Annotated in this window: 19 protein-coding genes; 11 read left to right on the forward strand and 8 right to left on the reverse strand. The window is 61.8% G+C overall.

The window, feature by feature from the left end:
- Positions 1-273: 273 nt before the first annotated feature.
- A complete protein-coding gene (gene efp, locus EN807_RS14670) occupies positions 274-840 on the reverse strand; it encodes an elongation factor P (protein WP_135935422.1) in 567 nt (188 codons plus the stop codon).
- Positions 841-969: 129 nt separating this feature from the next.
- Here efp and epmA point away from each other — a divergent pair, with 129 nt between their 5' ends.
- Positions 970-2,016 (forward strand): EF-P lysine aminoacylase EpmA, encoded by a 1,047-nt coding sequence (epmA, locus tag EN807_RS14675; protein ID WP_135935423.1) that lies wholly within the window; start codon positions 970-972, stop codon positions 2,014-2,016.
- A gap of 660 nt (positions 2,017-2,676) precedes the next feature.
- On the opposite strand, the gene EN807_RS14685 is transcribed toward epmA, so the two are convergent.
- The gene (locus EN807_RS14685) at positions 2,677-3,273 is read right to left on the reverse strand and encodes a DUF922 domain-containing protein (RefSeq protein WP_135935425.1); all 597 of its coding nucleotides are present in this window, start codon (positions 3,271-3,273) and stop codon (positions 2,677-2,679) included.
- Positions 3,274-3,505: 232 nt separating this feature from the next.
- Between EN807_RS14685 and msuE the strand changes: the two genes are divergently transcribed.
- The 5 genes from msuE to EN807_RS14710 are packed head-to-tail and all read left to right on the forward strand — an operon-like array spanning position 3,506 to position 8,183.
- Positions 3,506-4,057 (forward strand): FMN reductase, encoded by a 552-nt coding sequence (msuE, locus tag EN807_RS14690; protein WP_135935426.1) that lies wholly within the window; start codon positions 3,506-3,508, stop codon positions 4,055-4,057.
- 52 nt (positions 4,058-4,109) lie between these two features.
- Positions 4,110-5,474 (forward strand): LLM class flavin-dependent oxidoreductase, encoded by a 1,365-nt coding sequence (locus EN807_RS14695; RefSeq protein ID WP_135935427.1) that lies wholly within the window; start codon positions 4,110-4,112, stop codon positions 5,472-5,474.
- A 26-nt stretch (positions 5,475-5,500) separates the two neighbouring features.
- Positions 5,501-6,349: an ABC transporter permease gene (locus EN807_RS14700; protein ID WP_135935428.1), complete on the forward strand. Its 849-nt coding sequence runs from the start codon at positions 5,501-5,503 to the stop codon at positions 6,347-6,349.
- Between the two features lie 57 nt (positions 6,350-6,406).
- A complete protein-coding gene (locus EN807_RS14705; RefSeq protein WP_135935429.1) occupies positions 6,407-7,405 on the forward strand; it encodes an ABC transporter substrate-binding protein in 999 nt (332 codons plus the stop codon).
- Between the two features lie 16 nt (positions 7,406-7,421).
- Positions 7,422-8,183, forward strand: a complete 762-nt coding sequence (locus tag EN807_RS14710; protein WP_135935430.1) for an ABC transporter ATP-binding protein — start codon at positions 7,422-7,424, stop codon at positions 8,181-8,183.
- 30 nt (positions 8,184-8,213) lie between these two features.
- Here EN807_RS14710 and EN807_RS14715 read toward each other — a convergent pair whose 3' ends face one another.
- Together EN807_RS14715 and EN807_RS14720 are read right to left on the reverse strand one after the other, a co-directional pair.
- Positions 8,214-10,172: an acyltransferase family protein gene (locus EN807_RS14715; RefSeq protein WP_135935431.1), complete on the reverse strand. Its 1,959-nt coding sequence runs from the start codon at positions 10,170-10,172 to the stop codon at positions 8,214-8,216.
- A 309-nt stretch (positions 10,173-10,481) separates the two neighbouring features.
- Positions 10,482-10,844: an SPW repeat protein gene (locus EN807_RS14720; RefSeq protein ID WP_127314713.1), complete on the reverse strand. Its 363-nt coding sequence runs from the start codon at positions 10,842-10,844 to the stop codon at positions 10,482-10,484.
- A 354-nt stretch (positions 10,845-11,198) separates the two neighbouring features.
- Here EN807_RS14720 and EN807_RS14725 point away from each other — a divergent pair, with 354 nt between their 5' ends.
- Entirely contained in the window at positions 11,199-11,549 is a 351-nt protein-coding gene (locus tag EN807_RS14725) for a cupin domain-containing protein (RefSeq protein WP_135935432.1), read from the forward strand.
- 154 nt (positions 11,550-11,703) lie between these two features.
- Here the strand turns inward: EN807_RS14725 and EN807_RS14730 are convergent, their stop codons facing one another.
- Together EN807_RS14730 and EN807_RS14735 are read right to left on the reverse strand one after the other, a co-directional pair.
- Positions 11,704-11,934 carry a hypothetical protein gene (locus tag EN807_RS14730; RefSeq protein WP_127314711.1) on the reverse strand — a complete coding sequence of 77 codons (231 nt, stop codon included), beginning with the start codon at positions 11,932-11,934 and terminating at the stop codon, positions 11,704-11,706.
- A gap of 260 nt (positions 11,935-12,194) precedes the next feature.
- Positions 12,195-12,458 (reverse strand): hypothetical protein, encoded by a 264-nt coding sequence (locus EN807_RS14735; RefSeq protein ID WP_135935433.1) that lies wholly within the window; start codon positions 12,456-12,458, stop codon positions 12,195-12,197.
- Between the two features lie 318 nt (positions 12,459-12,776).
- Here EN807_RS14735 and EN807_RS14740 point away from each other — a divergent pair, with 318 nt between their 5' ends.
- The 3 genes from EN807_RS14740 to EN807_RS14750 all read left to right on the forward strand — a co-directional run bounded on the left by EN807_RS14740 (position 12,777) and on the right by EN807_RS14750 (position 17,638).
- Positions 12,777-13,709: a hypothetical protein gene (locus EN807_RS14740; protein ID WP_135935434.1), complete on the forward strand. Its 933-nt coding sequence runs from the start codon at positions 12,777-12,779 to the stop codon at positions 13,707-13,709.
- A 205-nt stretch (positions 13,710-13,914) separates the two neighbouring features.
- Positions 13,915-15,906, forward strand: a complete 1,992-nt coding sequence (locus EN807_RS14745) for an AI-2E family transporter (protein ID WP_189522416.1) — start codon at positions 13,915-13,917, stop codon at positions 15,904-15,906.
- Between the two features lie 583 nt (positions 15,907-16,489).
- Positions 16,490-17,638 carry a beta-glucosidase gene (locus EN807_RS14750; RefSeq protein ID WP_135935435.1) on the forward strand — a complete coding sequence of 383 codons (1,149 nt, stop codon included), beginning with the start codon at positions 16,490-16,492 and terminating at the stop codon, positions 17,636-17,638.
- A 24-nt stretch (positions 17,639-17,662) separates the two neighbouring features.
- Here the strand turns inward: EN807_RS14750 and glf are convergent, their stop codons facing one another.
- Positions 17,663-18,832 carry a UDP-galactopyranose mutase gene (glf, locus tag EN807_RS14755; RefSeq protein ID WP_135935436.1) on the reverse strand — a complete coding sequence of 390 codons (1,170 nt, stop codon included), beginning with the start codon at positions 18,830-18,832 and terminating at the stop codon, positions 17,663-17,665.
- Positions 18,833-18,834: 2 nt separating this feature from the next.
- Positions 18,835-20,007 carry a glycosyltransferase gene (locus EN807_RS14760; protein ID WP_135935437.1) on the reverse strand — a complete coding sequence of 391 codons (1,173 nt, stop codon included), beginning with the start codon at positions 20,005-20,007 and terminating at the stop codon, positions 18,835-18,837.
- A 403-nt stretch (positions 20,008-20,410) separates the two neighbouring features.
- Here EN807_RS14760 and EN807_RS14765 point away from each other — a divergent pair, with 403 nt between their 5' ends.
- Positions 20,411-21,334, forward strand: a complete 924-nt coding sequence (locus tag EN807_RS14765) for a hypothetical protein (protein ID WP_135935438.1) — start codon at positions 20,411-20,413, stop codon at positions 21,332-21,334.
- Positions 21,335-21,536: the final 202 nt, after the last annotated feature.

A 21,536-nucleotide genomic window follows, 5' to 3' on the forward strand; every position in this document is an offset into this window, starting at 1 on the left:
GTCACGATTGCACTCACATATCTGGCAGCTGTGTACGCGATTTGCTCCCGCTACTAGAGCGGTTCATCGTTTCACGGAAACGCCGAACCGCTCTATCTCTTTGTTTTTGCGCAATTCCGGACGGAAAACCGTTCACACTTTTCCTGGAATTGCTCTAGTCGCCGCGCGCCCAGTCGGCTTCCAGCACGCGACGCCTGTCGCCCGCCTGGCGCCAAATTGCATCACGGGCGCCTATCGCGACAGCGTCATCTTGGACGAGCATTGCCCAACCTCTCAATCCTTCGCGCGTTCCACATACGCGCCGTCCGCCGTCATCACCACCACGCGGGTGCCGGCGCTGATGTGCGGCGGTACCAGCGTGCGCACGCCGTTGGACAGCGTCGCCGGCTTGTAGGACGAGGATGCCGTCTGGCCCTTGGTCACCGGCTCGGTCTCGACCACCTCGAAGGTGGCGCGCTGCGGCAACACCAGCGAGATGGCGATGCCATTGTGCTGCGAGATCTGCACCGGCATGCCTTCCGTGAGATAGGGCGCCATTTCGCCGACCACGCTTTCCGACACCGCAACCTGGTCGTAGCTTTCCGGGTTCATGAAATGGAAGCCCTCGCCATCGCGATAGAGGAAAGTGTGCTCGCGCTCCTCGACATAGGCACGCTCGACCTGCTCGGTGGTGCGGTAGCGCTCCGAAACCTTCACCCCATCGGAGATGCGGCGCATGTCGAGCTGGGTCACCGGCGTGCCCTTGCCCGGATGGATGTTTTCGGCAAAGAGGATCACATAGAGCTTGCCGTCCTTTTCGACGACATTGCCTTTGCGTAGGGAACTGGCGATGACCTTCACGGGCTTTATTCCTAAGAGCGTTGACTGGCCTGGGAGCGCCGACTGGCGCAAATCGGCTGCGGGAGCCGTCCGGTGCGGCCTAGCGCATCTTGGCGGCAATCGCCAGTCCTCCATGCAAATCCGTCTGTCATGACCGCCGCCTCGCCCTGGTGGACGCCTGATGTTCACGCCGACCGGCGGCCGCGGCTGATCCTGCGCAATGCCATTACTGCGGCGCTGCGCGACTGGTTTGCCCGCCGCGACTTCGTCGAGGTGGAGACGGCGGCGCTGCAAATCTCGCCCGGCAACGAGGCGCATCTGTCGGCCTTCGCCACCGAGGCGATCGGGCCGGACGGGCAGCACTTGCCGCTCTATTTGCACACCTCGCCGGAATTCGCCTGCAAGAAGCTGCTCGCCGCCGGAGAGAAGCGCATCTTCAGCCTGAATGCCGTCTATCGCAACCGCGAGCGCGGCCCGTTGCACCATCCATCCTTCACCATGCTCGAATGGTACCGGGCTGATGAGACCTATGAGAGCCTGATGGAGGATTGCGCCGGGCTTGTCGCGCTGGCCGCCGAGCGCGCCGGCACAAAACGTTTCGTCTTTCGCGGCCGCGCGGCCGATCCGTTCGCCGAGCCCGAACGGTTGAGCGTCGCCGAGGCCTTCACGCGCCACGCCGGCATCGACCTGCTGGTCACGGTTTCCGCCGACGGCAGCACCGATCGCGAAGCGCTCCACGCGGCTCTGGTGCGGGCCGGCTTACGCACCGCGCCCGACGACAATTGGGCCGATCTGTTCAGCCGGGTGATGGTGGAAAAGATCGACCCGGCGCTGGGGCAGGGGCGCGCCACCATTCTTTACGGCTATCCGATTTCGGAGGCAGCGCTCGCCCGGCCGAGCGCGGATGACCCGCGGGTCGCCGAACGCTTCGAGCTCTATTGCTGCGGCGTCGAGCTGGCCAACGCCTTCGGCGAGCTGACCGACACCGTCGAGCAGCGCCGGCGCTTCATCCTCGAGATGGACGAGAAGGAGCGCATCTATGGCGAACGCTATCCGATCGACGAGGATTTCCTCGCCGCACTCGCCATCATGCCGCAGGCAAGCGGCGCCGCACTCGGCTTCGACCGGCTGGTGATGCTGGCGACGGGGGCAATGCGGGTCGAGGATGTGATGTGGACGCCGATGGCGGAGTTGTGAGACGAGCCGAATTGGCTGAGGGGGGACTCTGCCGCTACGCCAAAGGCAAAGATTAGCGCCCGTCCAGCCCGGCCTCAATGACGATATGCTGGCAGACATTGTCGAGGTCACGAATGACCTCGTCGTTCCAGAAACGCAGGAGCGGCGGCGGGGCAGGGCTGCGTGAGGAACGACAGCCGTCCGAGCGCCGAGACGATCGTGCAAATCCCTGATGAAGTTGAACTCTTTGCGCCAAGGCCGTTCGGACTGGTTCTGCGCATGTGGCAAGAACTATTACGGATATGTTACCGGTTTAGTTGCGGAGGGCAGCGCGGCGATGATTGCCGCAGCGCTCATCAGGAAGCGATGGGGGATGTCTTAGGGGCAGGCCGCACTCGTCCTTACCTTTTTATCTGCTTAGGGCCAGCAGAGGAAAAATCGTGAAGCGCGGATTTCTAATATTATTTCAAATAATTTTGGCCATATTTGGAATATTTTTGTTCAGCTTTTTTGATATGCTATTCGGAATTTGGTTAGGTATACTGTTTGCCGGTGTCTACCTATTGTTGGTTGTCGCTGTCTACTTCCGCGTACGATAAGAAGGGCGCTGTCCCGCCAACCTTGTCATGATGTCCGGCTCCACCTTCACTGCTTCACCTGTCTGGTGGAACCACACATCCCCTACCGCCCCATCAGCAAAGCGACGATGAGCTGCTGTAGATTGCCGCGCGGGGCGAATTCTACCCGGTCGAAATCGCGGCTTGCCTGCCGCTGCGCCTGGGAGAGTTCGGCAAGCCGCCTGGTCATTTCGGTCCTGATCTTGCTGCAGCCGGGATCGTCGGGGACGGACAGGCCGATGATCGCCGTCTCGATCTTGCGGACCATGTCGACGATGAGGTCGCCATGCACCTTTTCGTGGGCGGCGAGGCCAGCGGCGAAAACGTCCCAACTCTTCTGCACGGCGGCAGGCACCGGCCCGGACGTTTTGGGCAAGGTGTAGGTTATGATGAGCTTGGGCCGCGCCGACGCCAGCACGCAGGCATTGCCTTGTCGCTGATAGTCCCTGACCCAGGTCAGCTTGAAATCGGTGTAGGCCATGGCGCGAACTTTGCCTTTGCCGATCATCGGCCCGCGCTCGCCCATCGAGGCATGAAGCTGGGGACCGGTCTGCCCTGAAACGGCGTAGGTCTCGACCTTCTCGATGGGCTTCCATCCCGCCTGCGCCGGCGATGCCAGCAAACAGGCGAGGAGCAGATACGTCAGAGCGGCTGTTTTCATGCGAATCCCCGGGCCGATGCTTTGGTGCGCTGAGATCATCAACGCATGGCCGAAATGCGGTCAAGGCGCCCAGCCAAACTCGCCGTTCGCATTTCGCGTCGAAAGAACCAATCGACGGCGATGTGCCGCAAACTTAATCCGCTTGGCGGGCTCGTTTTGAAAACTTCTTTCTCACTAATCTCTATAAACTTACTAGAGTTAATCCACACAGGCGCTTTGCGAGGAGCCCAGAATGTCGAAAAAGCTGGTGGTGGGGCTGTCAGGCAACCTGACCCGTCCGTCGAAGACCAAGGCGTTCATCAGCCACATCGTCGCGGAGGTGGCGAGCAGCACCGGTGCAGCCTCGACCGTTTTCGACCTAGAGGATCTCGGTCAGTCGTTCCCGCTGGCAAGGCGCGTTGGCGATCTGGATCCGTTGGCCAGAAACATCGTCGAGCGATTGCTGGGCGCCGATGTCCTGGTGGTTGGCTCGCCGACTTTCAAAGGCAGCTACACCGGGCTTTTCAAGCATTTCTTCGACCTGCTCGACCCGTCATCCCTGAAGGGAAAGCCGGTCATCCTCGCTGCGACCGGCGGCGGCGATCGTCATTCTCTGGTGGTCGAACATCAGCTGCGGCCGCTGTTCGGCTTCTTCGAGGCGCTGACCCTGCCGACCGCGATTTACGCCTCCGACAAGGACTTCGCCAACGGCGTGCTGGTGTCCGAAGCCATCCATGCTCGCGCCAGGCAAGCGGTCGCCGAAGCGTGCCGGGCGATGCCACGCAGCGTCGGTCTTGCCGCCTGAACGCCCATCAATGACCCTCAATCCCTTTCCGCACAGTCAAAAGGAACCCGCAATGACCAGACCCAACAAGTCCAGGCAGATCAAGCTTGGTGCTTTCCTGCCCGGTGGCGGACAGCATATCGCAGCCTGGCGCCACCCTGACGCGCCGGCGGACGGCGCAACGAATTTCGAGTTCCACAGGCAGCTCGCGCTGACCGCCGAGCGCGGCCTGTTCGATGCCTATTTCCTCGCCGACAATCTGACCGTCGGCCTCGGCGCCCGCGAAGGCGGCAATGCCAAGATCGCCGGGTTCGAGCCGGTGACGCTGTTTGCCGCATTGGCGCCGCTCACCACGCATCTGGGCTTCATCGCCACCGCCTCCACCACCTATGAGGAGCCGTATACGCTCGCCCGCAAGTTCGCCTCGCTCGATCTTCTGTCGAATGGCCGGGCCGGCTGGAATGTCGTGACCTCGGCGGGCGACGAGACCGCACGCAATTTCAATCGCGAGACGCAGCCTGCCCACGCCGAGCGCTATGCCCGGGCGCACGAGCATGTCGAGACAGTCAGGGCGTTGTGGGATAGCTGGGAAGACGATGCCTTCATCCGCGACAAGAAGTCGGGCCGCTTCTACGATAAGGACAAGCTTCACGACATCGACCACAAGGGCCGGCATTTCAGCGTCAAGGGTCCGCTCAATGTGCCGCGTCCGGTGCAAGGGCACCCGGTGGTGGTGCAGGCCGGGCAGTCGGAGGACGGACGCAAGCTCGCCGCCCAATCGGCTGAGGTCATCTTCACCGCCCATCAGAATCTGGCCTCGGCGCAAGAATTCTATCGCGACATCAAGGCGCGCGTGAAGGCTGCCGGCCGCGATCCCGGACAGGTGCTGATCATGCCGGGCGTGGCACCCTTCGTCGGCCGCACCGAAGAGGAAGCCCGCGCCAAGTACCAGCAGCTGAACGATCTGATCCTGCCCGAGGATGGCGTGGCCCTGCTCAACGGGCTGGCGGGGCAGACGCTCGACATCAGGGGTTACCCGCTCGACGGACCGCTGCCGCCGAGCAAGGAAACCGAAGGCATGAAGAGCCGCCAGGCGCTGATCCGCCAGATCGCCGACGAGCACAACTTCACCATCCGCCAGCTCTACCAGTGGGTGGCGACGGCCCGCGGCCATTACACCGTCATCGGCAGCGCCACCCAGGTCGCCGATCAGCTGGAGGAATGGTTCGGCAACGAGGCCGCTGACGGCTTCAACATCCTGCCGCCCTGGTTGCCCGGCGCGCTCGACGACTTCGTCGACCTAGTAATCCCCGAGCTGCAGCGCCGCGGCGTGTTCCGCACCGCCTACGAAGGCACGACGCTGCGCGAGAATCTTGGCCTCAGGCGGCCGGAAAACCCTTGGACCGCCGCCCGCTCGAAGGTGCTGGCCGCCGAATAGATTCTCTTGAAGCAAGGGGCAAGACGATGAGTTTGCAACACATCGAGCGGCCGGTCACGATCGCCGCACATGACGGCAGAACCAGCCTTGGCGCCGATTTCCCGCGCCTGGCCAACCGGACTGTCGTCCGCTTCCTGTCCCGTTACGGCATCCTGATCGCCTTCCTCGCGATCTGGCAGCTGTCGAGCAGCGCGGGATGGGTCAACGCCGCGGTGCTGCCGCCGATCGACACGATCGTCTCCGCATTGTGGAATGGTCTGGCCGGCGGCACCTTGCTTGGCGACATCGCCATCAGCCTGCAGCGCGCCGGCCTCGCCTTCGCAGCGGCGGTGGCGGTTGCCATCCCGCTTGGTCTGTTCATGGGCCAGGTGCGCGCCGTCGAAACCGCGCTTGATCCGATCCTGCAGGTTTTTCGACAGACTTCTGCGCTGGCCCTCTACCCGGTGTTCATCCTGCTGCTCGGGCTAGGGGAGGCATCAAAGGTATTCGTCATCTTCTGGGCGACGCTGTTTCCGCTGCTGCTCAACACCATCAGCGGCGTCAAGCAAGTCGATCCGAAACTGCTCGAAATGGCCCGGGTCTATGGCGCCACGCGGCTCACCGCGTTTCGCCGGGTCGTGCTCCCGGGGGCCGTCCCGTCGATCTTCGTGGGCTTAAGGCTGAGTGCGACCACGGCGCTCTTGCTGCTGATCGCCTCCGAAATGATCGGCGCCAACAAGGGCATCGGCTTCCAGGTGATGAACGCGCAGTACAACTTCCAGATCCCGCTGATGTTTGCGGCGATCGTCATCCTCGCTGGCCTCGGCCTGATCGCCAACCAGGCGCTGGTCAGCCTGCAGCGGCGGCTCTGCCGCTGGAGCAATCCCATCGACTGACCAGCTTTTCACCATCCTCTCCAACAGGCACCATCCTCCAACAGGAAAGACCGGACCATGCCAATTACTCGCCGTTCCCTGCTTGCGGGCGCTCCCTTTGCCGCCGGCGTCATCGCCACCGGCCTGCCTCGCTTTGCCGCTGCGCAAGCCGCGCCGGTCACGTTGCGCTACCTCGCCAGCCGCGGCAGCATCTCGCCGCATGAGCTGGCGGACGAGCTCGGCTATTTCAACGACCTCGGCATCAAGCTGGAGAATGTCGGCTACTCGGGCGGCGGCCCGGAATCGCTGTTCGCGCTCGCCTCCGGCAGCGTCGACCTCGGCTCGGCCGCAACCGCTGCGGTGATCAATTCGATCTCCGGAGGCAACGACTTCGTCGCCGTCTATCCAAGCAACGGCATCAACAGGCAAGTGAACAGCGTCTTTTACGTGCTGGAAGACAGTCCGATCAAATCGATTGCCGACCTAGCCGGCAAGACCATTGCGGTCAACACGCTCGGCGCCCATCTCGACTACACCGTGCGCGAGGCGCTGCACGGCGTCGGCCTGCCGCCGGATGCGGCCAAGCTCGTCGTGGTGCCCGGGCCGCAGCTCGAACAGACCTTGCGGTCGCGCCAGGTCGACATCGCGGCACTGGGCTATTGGCAGGCGACGTTTGCCGGCGCGCTGGTGGACAAGGGCGGCGTGCGGGGTGTGTTCAACGACACCGACGTGCTGGGCGAACTGGCCGGCGGCTTCATTGTGCTGCGGCGCGACTTCATCACGGCGCATCCGGAGGGCGCCCGCAATTTCGTCGAACAGTCGGCCCGCGCCGCCGACTGGTCGCGCCAGAACCCGGACGAGGCGCGCAAGGTGCTCGCGGAGATCCTCGACAAGCGCGGCGAAAATGGCGAGCTGGCGCGCTACTGGACCGGCTTCGGCCTGCGCGAAGGGGCCAAGGCTGACGACCGCGACATCGACTTCTGGGTCAGCGTTCTCGAGCGCGACGGCCGCCTGCCCAAGGGCAGGCTGAAAGCCGCTGATATCCTTTACCGGCGCGGCGAAACGAAAATCAACTGACCGGGAGACGGGAGCCATGGCCACCACAAGCGGCGGCGAGGTCACGATACGCGACCTGTCCAAATCCTTCAGCCTCGGCGGGCGTCCGCTTCCGGTGCTGAGGGCTCTCAACCTCGATATCCGCTCCGGCGAATGTCTCGTCATTGTCGGCGCCAGCGGATCGGGCAAGACCACGCTGCTGCGCATTCTTGCCGGGCTGGAGACCGCCGACAGCGGCGGTGTCGCGATCGACGGCAAGCCGGTCCATGGCGTCGGCGCTGAACGCGCGGTGATTTTCCAGGAACCGCGCCTGCTGCCCTGGCTGACGGTACTCGGCAACGTCGCCTTTGGCCTCGAAGTGCGGGGCGTGCCCAAGGCGGAGGCCGAGGACAAGGCCCGCTTCTATACCGCGCTCGTTGGTCTGACCGAATTCAGCGATGCCTTTCCCAGGCAGCTTTCGGGCGGCATGGCGCAGCGCGTCGGCATCGCCCGGGCGCTGACCGTGCAGCCTGAAATCCTGCTGCTCGATGAGCCGCTGGGCGCGCTCGACGCTATGACCAAGATCGGTATGCAGGAGGAACTGGCGCGCATCTGGAACGAAGAAAACGTCACCATGGTCATGGTCACCCATGATCTGGAAGAAGCGATCTATCTCGCGGACAGGGTGCTGATCCTGCCCAGGGAGAAGGGCGGCACAGCGCGGCTGGTCGAGGTTGGACTGCCGCGCCCCCGCGATCGTAGCGAAGGCCGGTTCGTGCGCTATCGCGAAGAACTGCTGCGTGAGTTTGGCTTGCACTGAGACGCGGTGACAGGCGCGTCTTGCGTCGCCTTATTTCGCCGCCCCCGTCGAAAACAGTGCGCGCTCGACGGGCGGCTCCAGCGTTTGCGCAAAGGGCGTCGCCAAATGGTGGCGATCACGGTAGGCCAGCTTGCCGCCGATGAAGACATGGCAGGTCTTGGCGTTGCAGAACCGGTCGGTCATGTCGATATAGGTCGCGTTGGGGACGGTGCGCACGATGTCGCGCTCCACCGCGGCCATGGCGTCGTTGGCGGCGTCGGTTCGCGGCGCGTCACATACCGACGGCGCCTGTTCCCGCCACAGCGCGCGGGCAACGCAGGTGTCGGCAAACGTGCCGTTGAACGGCACATCGCGAATGAAGGCGACTTCCAGCCCGGCCTGGGTGAACGCCTCCAGCGTTGCGCGCAGGCCGGCCTGCCAGTCCTGAACCTGGCTGTCGGGCACCTTCACATCGGGGGACAGTTTGTGCGAACTCGTCAGCGAGATCTCCGAGATCACCACCAGGCTCGGGCGCAGGGCGATGATCTCCTTGATCGATTGCTCGCGCCATTGATCGCACTCGGTGTAGTCGCGCTTCAGCTTCGAGCTCCAGAACGTCAGCCGCGAGGCCCGGCAGGCGGATTTGAGCCAAGTGACGACCTTGTAATCGTTCTTCTTCGCCGCCTCGATCAGCGGGGTCGACCAGTGGTCGGCATGCGAATCGCCAAACAGTGCGATCGAGTGCTCGGCATTCTGGGCGCCGAACACGCAGGGCTTCGGCGTGATGGTCTCGTAGTCGAGAACACAGCCCTTGGCGCGCGCGGTGGAGGGCTGTGCGGCAGTTTCGGCAATGATGCGTTGTGTGGGATCGAGTTCGTGCACGGCAAGGCGCGCATTGGCGTAGGTAGCCACCACGCTGGCGCCGGTCAGCATTGCGGCGGGGACAAGCGCGCGCGCCGCATTCGCCATCAGCCAGCCGTTGCGGCGGATCGGGTTCTCGATGAAATTATAGGTGAAGATCGACAGCGCCAGCGTCAATGCCGCGCAGGCAAGCCGCCCAGGCCAGGAGAGATCGGGAACCATCATCGTCGCATAGACGATGACCGGCCAGTGCCAGAGATAGAGCGAGTAGGAAAGTTTCCCCACCCATTGCAGGGGCGGCAGCGCCAGCATGGCGCTGGGCCCTCTTTGGACATTGCCGGAACCGCTGAGCAGCAGGAGCACGGCGCCGGCCACCGGCACCAGCGCCATCACGCCGGGGAAGGGATCCCGCTCGTTGAAGGTCAGATAGGCGCCGGCGATCAGCGCTAGGCCGAGCCACGCCAGTGCCGCGCCCAGTTGCGGGCGCTCGCGCCAGAATTTAGCCGGCGCCATCGTCGCCAGGCCGCCGGCGGCGAATTCCCAGGCCCTAAGCGGTGAGAAATAGAAGGCCCAGGGCTGCGCCACGGTGGTGAGCCAGGCGCAGACGACGAACGACACCGCGCCGGCGAGGCCGATCACCAGGATCGCCGTGCGCTTGCCCGGTCGCAGCCATGCCGCCAGCAGAAGCAGCGTCGGCCATACGAGGTAGAACTGCTCCTCAACGGAGAGCGACCAGAAGTGGATGAAGGGGTTGTTCGCCGCATCGGGAGCGAAATAGTCGAACGACCAGCGGATCAGCCAGAAATTGATCGCATAGGCCGAGGCGAACATGGCGCCTTTCGAATAGAGCGCCTGTTCGTCCGGCGACAGGATGAAATAACCCGCGACAAGCGTGGCGAAGATGACGAACAGCGAGGCCGGCAGCAGGCGCCGGGCGCGCCTTGCGTAGAACCGCCACAGGTTCAGCCTGCCGTCGTCGGCGATTTCCCGCAGCAGCTGGCCGGTGATCAGATAGCCGGAGATGACGAAGAAGATGTCGACGCCGGTGAAGCCGCCCGGCAGGTCCGACAGACCGAAATGGAACGCGACGACGCCCGACACCGCCAGTGCACGCAGCCCTTCGATATCAGGCCGAAACGATGCTGACACGGCAAAACCTCGTGTGGTCGTTAAAAAAGCCACCCGTTGCGAAGACTCGACGCGATGTGCCGATATTGCAATGCAACAAATCTAACGCAGGGCAACATAAGTGGAGTTCGCGGCGTGCAGCGGGGTGTGCTCGTCGGCGTCCAGACCCACGAAGCGCCGCGGCGACGCCGCCATATTCACCCGGCGCGGCGGGGTGTTTTTTGAGCACAAAGAACACAATCGGCCCGGCTAGCGGGCCTGCTTACCCATCTCAGGCTTAGAAGGAGCCCGCCGCTCGCGCGCCGGGCTCCTCCCCTTGGTGGTCACCAATCACGCATGCGCTGGCGGATGATGACGGGAGTCCCAGACCGCCCAGGCCGATGCCGCAACCACCAGCACGCCGAGGACAACATGGGTCGCCATCGCGTTGGCGTTCGCCATGAAGCCGAGCAGCCAGGGCGAGGCGATCAGCCAGAGCCCAACGACAAGGTTCACCCACTCTTCCCATTCGGCGAATACCGAAAGCGCCGCGAGAGCCAGGGCGCCGAGCACGACTGCGGCAATCCAGGCGTTCCACGCAGGAGCGGTTTCAGCAGCGAAGCCGATGACCCAGGGTGAGATGAACAGGCATGCCGCAAGGATCAGATTGATCCAATCCTGGGCCTTCTTTCCTTCCATCACATTGTTTGCCATGACAACCTCCACAGATGAAGCTTGACCAAAGCACCACGTCGCGTGCAACGCACGCTTAGTCATTGATATATCGTACTTTCGACGGCTTTCAAGGAGTGGCCCCGGAGGGCCGGCCCTAGCGTCGGTTCCGTACCGCGGCGATGCCTGCCATCCGCCTGCGCAATTCAGAAGCGCGGGTTCCCGGAGGCTTCGGCTGCAAGCTCGGTAGGATGAGGGCAACGTCAAGCGTAGCGGCACGTGGCAAACCGTGCCATTGCTTGCTGATATTGCGGGCAGGCCCGCGTTGCTCATGTCAGGTGCTTCGGCTATTGACCGGCAGCCAATGCCGGCACAGTTCCGAAACGGAGCCCGACCATGACAGACAAGACCATCCTCAAATTCGGCGCGGTCGAAAACGCCGAGGCGGGCGATCTCGCGGGCTGGGTCTTGGTCGACGGCAACCCAACCATGAAGACCGCCGTCCAGCACACCACAGAGGACGGCAAGGTCCTGTCGGGAACATGGCAGGCTACTCCCGGCACCTATCACGCGACCTACAGCGACTATGAATTCGTGCACATGATATCAGGCCGCATCGTCATCACGCCGATGGCGGCGCCGGTCGAAGTCGGTCCCGGCGATGCCTTCGTGGTCGAGGCCGATTTCAAGGGAACGTGGAAGATCATCGAGCCGGTGACGAAGCATTTCGTCGTCAGGGTCGGCTGAGGCCGGAGGCGAACGGAACACGGCCTGGCGCGCCGCCGCCAAGCTTGTTGATCGCGGGACCTGTCGATCCCAGAGCCTATGAATCCAGGGCACCGCAAGCGTCGAGCGGTCGAATAAAAGGTAGAGCCCCATCCATTAGGGGATGGATGAAACTCTAGAAATCGAAATAGATCGCCGGCGGATACGGACTGGACGCATTTTTGTTGGCCGGCGCCGCCATCGCACCGGACGGGGCGTTGATCCCGCCGGTGGACTTATTGTCAAGCGGCGGCCGGGTTTTCTCGGCTGTGGCCGCTTTCGCGTCTGTCGCAACGACTTTCGTTTTAGCCTCCACGGTTTGCGAAAGTGCGAGCACGGCGAGAAGTGCAGACAGGGCAAGTTTCATGACGGCGTCCCTCAATGGTTAACGTAAGGTTAACCCCAGCCGCCGGCCCGAACACCGCCGCTGTGTGGAACGGCGTGGAATTCTCCGGAATTCCTGGAATATGGCTTGTGGAAAAGTGCGGCTGCGGGCAACGGAGCAGTTGCCGGCGCGTGTAGGCTTGCAGCCGCATCAGGTGCCCGAAGCCTGGACCGGCCGCGACCGAACCCAGACGTCCCGTCGCGCTTGGCCGCTCAATGTCGCGGCCAGCGCTGGTGTGAAGATCAATCCCTGAAGCCGGTCGAGTCCAGCAGGGCGACCTGCTTGCCGTCGATGAAAAAGCGTATCACGTGCGCGCCGCCGTCGACTTCAATGCGCGTCGGTTCGATGGCCGGCGACGCAGGAGCCGCCTTGCCATATGTCGCTGCCGCGCGCGAGCCGGCAGCAGCACGCGGCGGTCCGTCCGGCCCGAAGGTCAGCAGCAGCAGTGCGGCGGATCCAGCCGCGACTGCGGTGAAGGGGATCTTGGGAGAAGCAGTCCGGGACATCGAATTATTCCTTCCTTGTTGAGGCGGCATCTACGCTGGTTTGTGCTGGTTGCGAGAGCTCGGCTTCGCTGTCGTTCAAATGACTGAGGAAGGGTGTTGGTATTCAAGCCTAGATAGCGTGAGTTTCATAACTTGCCCTTGCCCTGAGCGACCTTAGTGCCGCCCGGCAGGGTGAAAAGGGTAGGCGAGTGGAGCGGCGTGGAATTCTGCGGATTTCCTGGAATATGGGACTTTAGGAGAAGTCCGGCCCGCAATGAATGCGGTGGGAGCAAGTGCTGGCACATGTTATGCCTCGCGGTGGCATAAAGGGGCGGGTGGATGGCACAGCATATCGCGCAGAAATTACGGTTGACTGCGGCCCTGCTGGGAACTGTCGCTCGCAAGGATTTGGCAGCGGCGTTCCGAGGCGTCAACCCGAAGACGGCGTTCGATCTCGGCCGTGCCGACAAATGGCTGCAGGGCCGCGCCCAGCCGCGCGAGCTCAGCGTCTACGACGACTGGTCGAAGCTTCTCAAGCTGGAGCAGCCCGGCGCCTGGATCGCAGAGAGCGACCTGCCAGGCTTCACGGCGGCGATCTGCGCCCGCCACGGCATCGAGAGGGCCGAACTGGAACGCCGCGTCGGCGCGCAGTTCGAGACGGCGTCCGGGCATGAAGAGCGAAGCCTTGGATTGGCCCTTGCCGGAACCTATGCATGTTATTCGCGCGCCTTGTCGCCCTATTATCGCGGCCTGTTGATCAGGGGCAGTCTTTCGATAGAGACCGGGCCGGGCGCGCACGGCCTGACTGCCGCCTATCGCGAGGCATTGCCGACCGGGCAGCTGCTGCTCGGTGGGCTGATGACGTCGGCAAAACGCGGCCTTTATGCGCATCTGAAGGAAACCAGCGGCGAAGCCCAATTCTTCCTCTGCCTGTTTCCGCATTCGCGGCCCGGAAGCGTGCTTGGCGGCTATCTGTGCGGCACCACCATCATCGGCCCGGAGCCGCAGCCGTCCCTGACCAGGATCCTGATGATCCGCTTGCGCAATCCGGCACCCGAGAGATGGGGTGGATATCTGCCGCCCGACGGGTCGATCGTCGATGATCTGGCTTCGCTCGGCGTGGCAATTGAGCAGCCGGAAATGATCGACCGGCAGCTGGCGCAATTCCTCGCCGGAGACAGCAAGGACGGCGGTGCCAGCCAGATCCCGCCGGCCGAGTTCCGAGGCATCCTCGACGTGTTCGACCGTCATTGGCTGCGTCATTCGGATTAAGCCTGACCTCGTCTTCTGCCTGTGCGGAACCGATCACCACGTCAGTTGTTTTGTCCGGCGACAAAAGCGCCCGTCCGGCTGTCCAGTTGGGCCGCAAAGCGCCGCCCTTGTCGATCGCGTCTTCGAACTCGCCGGCGCGAAGAAGCGAAAGTTGCACGCCGGCTCAATATGCCTGATCATGGCTACGGCAGGGCGGAGGTATCAAGTGGCGGCCAATCGTCGAAACGGCATGCACCCCGCCGAGGCCGGGGTGATGGGCGTTGTTTCCTCTGCCAGAACCCTCCCGCGCATGTCACTGCCCACCGTCGCGACTGTCGTGGCGGCGATTGCGGCCCTGTATTTCGGGCGCGAGGTTTTCCTGCCGATCGCAATCGCTCTGCTGCTTACCTTCGCGCTCGCGCCTATGGTTTCCGGACTCAAGCGAGTCGGCCTTCCCCGCCTCCCGGCCGTCATCGCCAGCGTGCTGAGTGCATTCACGGTCCTCGCGCTGTTCTCCTTCATTGTCGCCACGCAGGTGAGCGAACTGGCGCAGAACATCCCGCTTTACCAGTCGAATATCCTGACCAAGGTCCGATCCCTGAAGGAGACCGGCGTCGGCGGAGGCATCATCGCCAGGCTGAGTGGGGTGATCGAACGCATCGGTCAGGAACTCGACCGGCAGGAAACCTCACCGCCTACCGCAGGTGAGCCAGAGCGCGAGCCAGTACCTGTCGAGATCATCGCGCGCGAAAGGCCGCTCCAGGTTCTCCAGAACCTGATCGGCCCGCTGATCAGCCCGCTGGCATCGGCCGGCCTGATCATCGTCGTCGTCATCTTCATGTTGCTCGAGCGCGAGGACCTGCGCGACCGTTTCATACGCCTCGTCGGGTACGGCGATCTTCATCGGACCACCGAGGCGCTCCAGGAAGCGGGCAAGCGGGTCGGCCGATATCTGCTCATGCAATTGGTGGTGAACATCGTCTATGCCGTGCCGATTGCATTCGGGCTTTGGGTTCTCGGCATACCCAATGCACTGCTGTGGGGTTTGCTGGCGTTGGCGCTGCGCTTTGTTCCCTATATCGGCCCGATCATTGGTGCGTTGCTGCCTTTGTTCCTGGCGCTTGCCGTGGCTCCCGGCTGGTCGCTCGTGCTGTGGACAGCCGGGCTGTTCGTGGCCATGGAAATGATAACCGGCAACGTCGTCGAACCGTGGCTCTACGGTTCACGTACGGGGCTTTCACCATTGGCCATCATCGTTGCGGCTATATTCTGGACCTGGCTCTGGGGGCCACTGGGTCTGGTTCTGTCGACGCCGCTCACTGTCTGTCTCGTCGTGCTCGGCAGGCACGTGCCGCAGTTCGAATTCCTCGACGTTCTGTTCGGCAACGAACCGGTGCTCGAACCGCATGCGCGGCTCTACCAACGGCTGTTGGCCGGCGATCCAGAGGAAGCCACTGATCACGCCGAGGAGATCCTGGAGGAAAAATATCTGTTCGAATTCTATGACAAAGTCGCCATTTCCGCACTACTGCTCGGCGAACAGGATCGCGTGCGGGGCGTCATGGGCGATGAGCAAAGACGGCAGGTGGCGGCCAGTGCGCAGACGCTGGTGGCGAACCTCGACGACAGCGCACGGGAGGAAGCAGAGGAGGACGATGATCCGGCCGCGGCGGAGCCTGCCACAGCAGATGAGAACAAGCAGCCTCAAGGGGTGAGCGAAGACGACATCGAACTCCCGGATGGTACGGACATCTCAGTGCTTTGTGCCGGCGGCCGCGGGGAACTTGATGATGCCGCCGCCGCCATGCTGGCGCAGGTGCTCGAAGTCCAGGGTGCGACGGTCTCGAAGGCGAGCTTTACCGACATGGAACCGGCGAGCATTCGCCGCCTCGAGCTCGACGCTGTCGATACTGTGGTGGCCGGATTCCTGAACAGAGACTCCGTGAAACACGCCCGCTTCCTGGTTCGTCGGCTGAAGCGTGCCAAGTCGGCGCTGCGGGTGGGGATCGTGTTCTGGTCGGAGGACGGCGACGACAAAAAGACAGCCGTCGAATTGGCCAATGACATCAACGCCGATTTTGTGGCGTATGGCATGGTCGAAGCCGTTCTGGGCGCGTTGTCGAGCGATCCGCCGGTTGCGCTGAAGATCGCTGCCAAGCGCCGCATGCGCCGCCGGCTGCGTCCTGCCAAGAAGGCGCCGCTTGCCGCTGCAAAATGAGCGCGGGACAGGGCGGCGAGGGCGTGGGCCGATAATCATGTCTGGCGCATTCCTGACGTCTACCGCCGACCTGGCGCGCGCGATCACACCAATCAAAATCAGTCAGTAAGCGTAGGCGAAGGCTGAAGTCGGGTGGGGCGTCAAAGGTACGGAGCAGAAATGCCAAGTTGGCGGGTCGCCCGCCCAACCAGAAATATTTCAACCGAAGGGAACCTCACGGTCGCAGGCAAGTTCGGTACGCAATGTGGGGGAGATTGCGCCATCTCATCGGCTTTATCATTGTCGTGCTTGCGATCTTCTCCTTCCTCGGATTCCCTTAGGAGGGACAATGCAGCGCGACGACGATCAACGAGGCTCGGCTTGAGAGCGACAGTCCGTCATCCTGAGGTCGACCTCTGCTCACCGACAACACCTGGACTCGGCTCCGCTCGAACTCGCTTGGTCAACATTCGACGCTTGCACCCGTACCACTCAGAGGCGAGGTGATGGCGGCCCGAAAGAAATTGTGGTGGGGGTCGAAACTGGCAATGGTCGATCGCCTAGCGGGAGCGCTGGCGCGAGCCTTGGCCGACGGGTCGCACGTATGAGCAACGAGCCGGCGCGTCCGCCGGGCGAATATCCGTCCAAGTTTGCCAGCTTCTTCATGGCTGGCTTCGAATGTTCCTCGCATCGGCGCGGCGACGGAGTGCGCCTCGATTTGATTCGCGCAACCGCACACGACAAACACGCTCTCGGCGACTATCGCAGCTGTGCTGCCCTTGGGCTTCGCACGATCCGCGACGGCTTGCGCTGGCACCTGATTGAAACAGCGCCAGGGGTCTTCGACTGGTCGGGTTGGATATCAATGATCGAAGCAGCCCACGCGGCGGGGGTGCAGGTCGTCTGGGATATTTTCCACTATGGCTCACCAGATCACGTAGACCAAGGCGCCCCAGACTTTATAGAAGCCTATGTCCGCTTCGCCGCTGAAGCTGTCCGAGTCCACCGCTCCGTCACAGGAGTAGCTCCCTTGGTGTGCCCGATCAATGAGATCTCATTTTTCGCATGGGCGATAGAGGTCGGCTATTTCCCACGCGTGGGGCCGAAGAAGCGGGGATGGTTCAAGCGACAGCTTGTGAGGGCAGCGGTTGCGGGCGTCAAGGCGATGCGCGACGCCGAACCCGATTGCCGGTTCATCTGGGCTGAACCGCTAATCCATGTTGCTCCCCGTGACCATAGTCGTGCCGAGCAGCGGCGCGCGGAAAATGTTCGTCAGGGCCAGTTTGAAGCCTATGACATGCTGACGGGCCGTGCCGAGCCCGAATTGGGCGGCAGCGAGGACTGTGTCGACGTCATCGGACTCAACTTTTATCCGCACAACCAATGGTACTTTCGGGGGCCAACGATACCGATGGGCCACCACGAATATCGGGCGCTTTCCGACATGTTGGTCGAAGTCGCAGAGCGCTACAGAAAGCCCATGTTCATCGCCGAGACAGGCGCTGAAGGATCAGGCCGGCCGGCATGGCTCCATTACGTTTGCGATGAGGTCCGTGACGCAATGAGCCGTGGTGCCCCGGTTCAGGGTATATGTCTGTACCCGGTGACTGCGTATCCCGGCTGGGACAATTCGCGCCACGCGGAAGTCGGCTTGTTCTCCACGATTCATGCCGACGGTTCGCGCAGTCTTCGCCAGCCGGTTGCATATGAATTGGAGCGCCAGCGCACATTGTTCGCGGCAGGTGTTTCGTAGCGGTCGAAGAAGGGGCGGGCCACGTCAGTTGGTGGGGAACTGCTCCGAATGTTGGCCGAGCATCGTCCGCTGCGTAAGCATCTGCATGGTGCCGTCCGCCGGCAGGCTCTGTTGAATGCGCCCGAACGTCGCCAGAGCCTGACCGACAACCTGATCCATATTGTAGTAGCGGTACGTGGCCAGGCGCCCGACGAACCATACGTCGGGGCACGCCGCTGCCAGTGCTTCATAGCGTTTGTACAGCGCCTCGTTTTCCGCCCGCGGCACCGGGTAATAGGGATCGCCGATATCGGTTGGATATTCGTAAGTCAGGCTGGTCTTCGGGCTCTGCTGACCGGTCAGATGCTTGTACTCGGTAATGCGGGTATAGTTTTCCGTCTGCGGATAGTTGACAACGGCGACCGGCTGAAACTGCTCGCAATCAAGCGTCACGTGCTCGAACCGCAGTGACCGATAAGGCAGACGACCAAGGCTCCAGTCGAAATATTCATCAATCGGCCCGGTGTAGATCATCCGCTGAAAGGGGATCTTGTCGCTGATTTCGCGATAATCGGTCTGCAGCATGATCTTGATCCTGGGGTTGTCCAGCATGCGCTGGAACATGCGTGTATACCCGCCAGCCGGCATATTCTGGAAAGTGTCGCCAAAGTAGCGATCATCACGGTTGATCCGCGTAGGGACCCGCGCAGTCACGGACTTGCTTAGTTGGGCCGGATCGACACCCCACTGCTTCCTTGTATAACCGCGAAAGAATTTTTCGTAGAGCTCCCTTCCAACGGTGCTCACAACCACATCTTCGGCGGTCCGGACTTCCTCGACCGTTTCTCGCCGGGATGCGAAGAACTCCTCCAACTGCTCGGGCGTCAATTCAAGATCGTACAGGCGATTGATCGTGTCGAGGTTGATCGGTATCGGCAGCAGTTTTCCGTCGACCGACGACAGTACGCGATGTTCGTAAGGCCTCCATTCGGTGAATTGCGAGAGATAGTCGATGATCGATCGGGCGTTGGTATGGAATATGTGCGGCCCATAGCGGTGGACCAGGATCCCCGCTTCGTCATAGCAGTCATAAGCGTTGCCGCCGACGTGGTTTCGCCGGTCGATGAGCAGGACGCTTTCCTGCCGTTGCGATGCGATGCGTTCGGCGAGCACGCTGCCAGCGAAGCCGGCGCCGACAATCAGCCAATCGAACATGGTCAGGCTCCCCGGCGCAAAGGGACAATGCTTTTCATTGCATAGGCGCGCTGAATATGGGCAGCCATTGCGTCCCATGTTCGTTCCCAGGACATGTTAGCGAGGTAGGCATCGACTTCCTTAAACAGGAAATTCCGGGGACGTGACAGAAGGGACCGAAGCTTGGTTTCGATGTCTTCGGCGTCAACAATGTCGACCAGGCCTTCGGCACCATAGGTGCGCACGACGTCCACAATCGCCGTAGAGACCACCGGCAGTCCGGCGGCCAGGAACTCAGGAGTTTTGGTCGGGCTGATATAGCGTGTCGCCTCGTTGAGCGCGAAGGGCATCCAGCCGGCGCTCCAGTGCCTGAGATAGCGAGGCAGGTCGGCGTAGGGCTTGGCACCCAGCCAATGTAAGTTACTTGCGCGCGGCAAGCTTAGCGGGTCGATCTTGACCACCGGGCCGAGCATGACGAAATGCACGTCGGGCATTGACGCAGCCGCCTGCGCGATCATTTCAACGTCGAGCCTTTCGTCTATCACGCCGAAGAAGCCCACTCTCGGGTGAGGTATGTCTGCCTGGTCTACAGGGTCATCGCCGGGCTCTCTTGCCTTGTGGAAATGCGCAACGTCGATGCTGCTTGGGAAGGGAAAGATCGACTTATGGAGGCTTCGCTTGGCCTCGTACAGACTCTGCCCGCCCGTGAACACGACATCAGCGCGCTGGAACAGCGCTTTTTCCATCTGCGTCAACTCTGCCGGTGCGTTCTTGAAGGCGGAGAGTTCATCCATGCAGTCGTAGACGCATACATCGCAGGCTATATGGTCACTGAAACGCAGCGCCATGGGCGTGTAGTACCATATAGTCAGCCGGTCATGCGGCGTTGAGTTGACGATCTGGTCGACGAATCTGCGCTGGATAGCGTCCGCCTTTGTTGCGGAAATGCCGGCCGGAAGAACCGGGGTTACGATTGTGATCATTGCAGATCGATCGTTCACCCGGATCGAAGGATAGCGTACTTCCTCGTAGACCGGCTCCTCAAAGTAAATTAGCTGGTGCTGTTTTGAGGCGTGCGTCAGAATATGCTGCGGGCGTTGGTGTACGAAATCCCACCTGAGGTGAGAAAAGCAAAGTAGAACAGACGACTTTATGGGGATATTTGATTTATTTTTTTTGACACCCGCTATTTTCATGTAAGATTCCTCTGAATGATAGTTTGTAATTCTTCAATTAACATATGTTAATCGAAGCAGGCCCCTGATGAATCCTTTATCCGCACATCTAACTTTCATTTGAGTAAGTTGTTCCACGGATTTTAATTGGCCGTAGCCGCCGAGCCGGCCACTTGCGCAATTGTTCGAAGAGAAGCGGCGCTGCCATCAACACCCGACGGACATGCCGCCTCGGCCAAGGCGGAGGCGCTTGCAGCTTCGTATCTCGCCAAATGTGGCCCATTGCCACAGAACGGCTAAAATCCGCTCAATCGTTCAACAACCATTCATGAGCGCAGGTATAAGAGTTAATGACCCGCGCATGATTCGTTTTGGTCGCCACAGATGGCCGAAGAGGGCAGCCACCGTGAGAGAGCCGCAAGGAATGAAGTTCAACTTTGAAACCAACGTCTTTCCGTTGTTTCACCCGCAGTCCGTGGATGATCTGAAGGATCCTTGTCCGGTGTTCGACGGCGCGCTTTGGCACGTCTTCGGTTCCAGCGGCACTGTCACGACCGAGAGCTGGAAAATACTACATGCCACGGCTCCGGACCTTTACGGGCCGTGGACCGAGCATGAGGCGCTCGACTTGGCGGTAACCGGATCGGGCATAGCTGCGCCCGGCGTCATACATGAATGCGGCGTCTTCCATATGTTTATCCAGACCGAATTCATGAAGTCGGGCGGACGTTGCGAGCATGCTGTGTCCAACGATGGCTTTCATTGGGTGGTGCTGAAACCGGCGATATTGTCCCTGCCGGACACCGATGAGGACGGGATCTATGATCCCCATCCGGCGATCATCGGCGGCAAGCGCTACATCGTCTATTCAGGCATGCCTAAATTCACCAGGGTGCCGCAGCCTGACGTCTATCTGGCGCGCAGCCAATCCGATTCCTGGTTCGGGCCGTGGAAACGCCTCGGCAAGATATTGGACCATCTCGACGTTCCCCATCACAATGCGCGCGAGCATCCGGACTACGAATGGGGGATCGAGGGCGCCCAACTTGTCGAATTGCCCGACGGTCGCGTGCTTCTCAACGCCACCTGCTTCCTTCCCGACGGTCCGCGCGGAAGTCGTCAGCGCGTATTCTTCGCCATCGCCGACGACGTCCAGGGTTCCTACGTGTCGGTCGGCCCCGTGCTTGATCCTGGTGAGCCTGGGGAGAACGGCCATTCGACGGTAATGATCGAGGGCGGGAAACTGACCTTGTTTTACCAGAGCAGACGTGAGGCAACGAACCATCGCTGGCGTTTCGGACTGGCTAGGTGCGACCTGGATCAGCAAGTCCTTTCACGAGTCGCCTAAGAGGGACGACCGGGGCCGAGGCGTCGTGGCTGCGCCACAACTATTTCATTCGCGTTCCTGCGATCGTCCATAGCGATAGTCCATAACGTAAATGATCCAAGGCCGGCTCTGCCGCAAGGGCGCAGCAAACTACAGACCATGATCGCGTCCTGGCTCGTTCTTCGTCAGGATCGACCGAGACCTGGATTACCTGGGGATCCAC

It is taken from the genome of Mesorhizobium sp. M5C.F.Ca.ET.164.01.1.1 (assembly GCF_004792125.1).
GTDB lineage: Bacteria > Pseudomonadota > Alphaproteobacteria > Rhizobiales > Rhizobiaceae > Mesorhizobium > Mesorhizobium wenxiniae.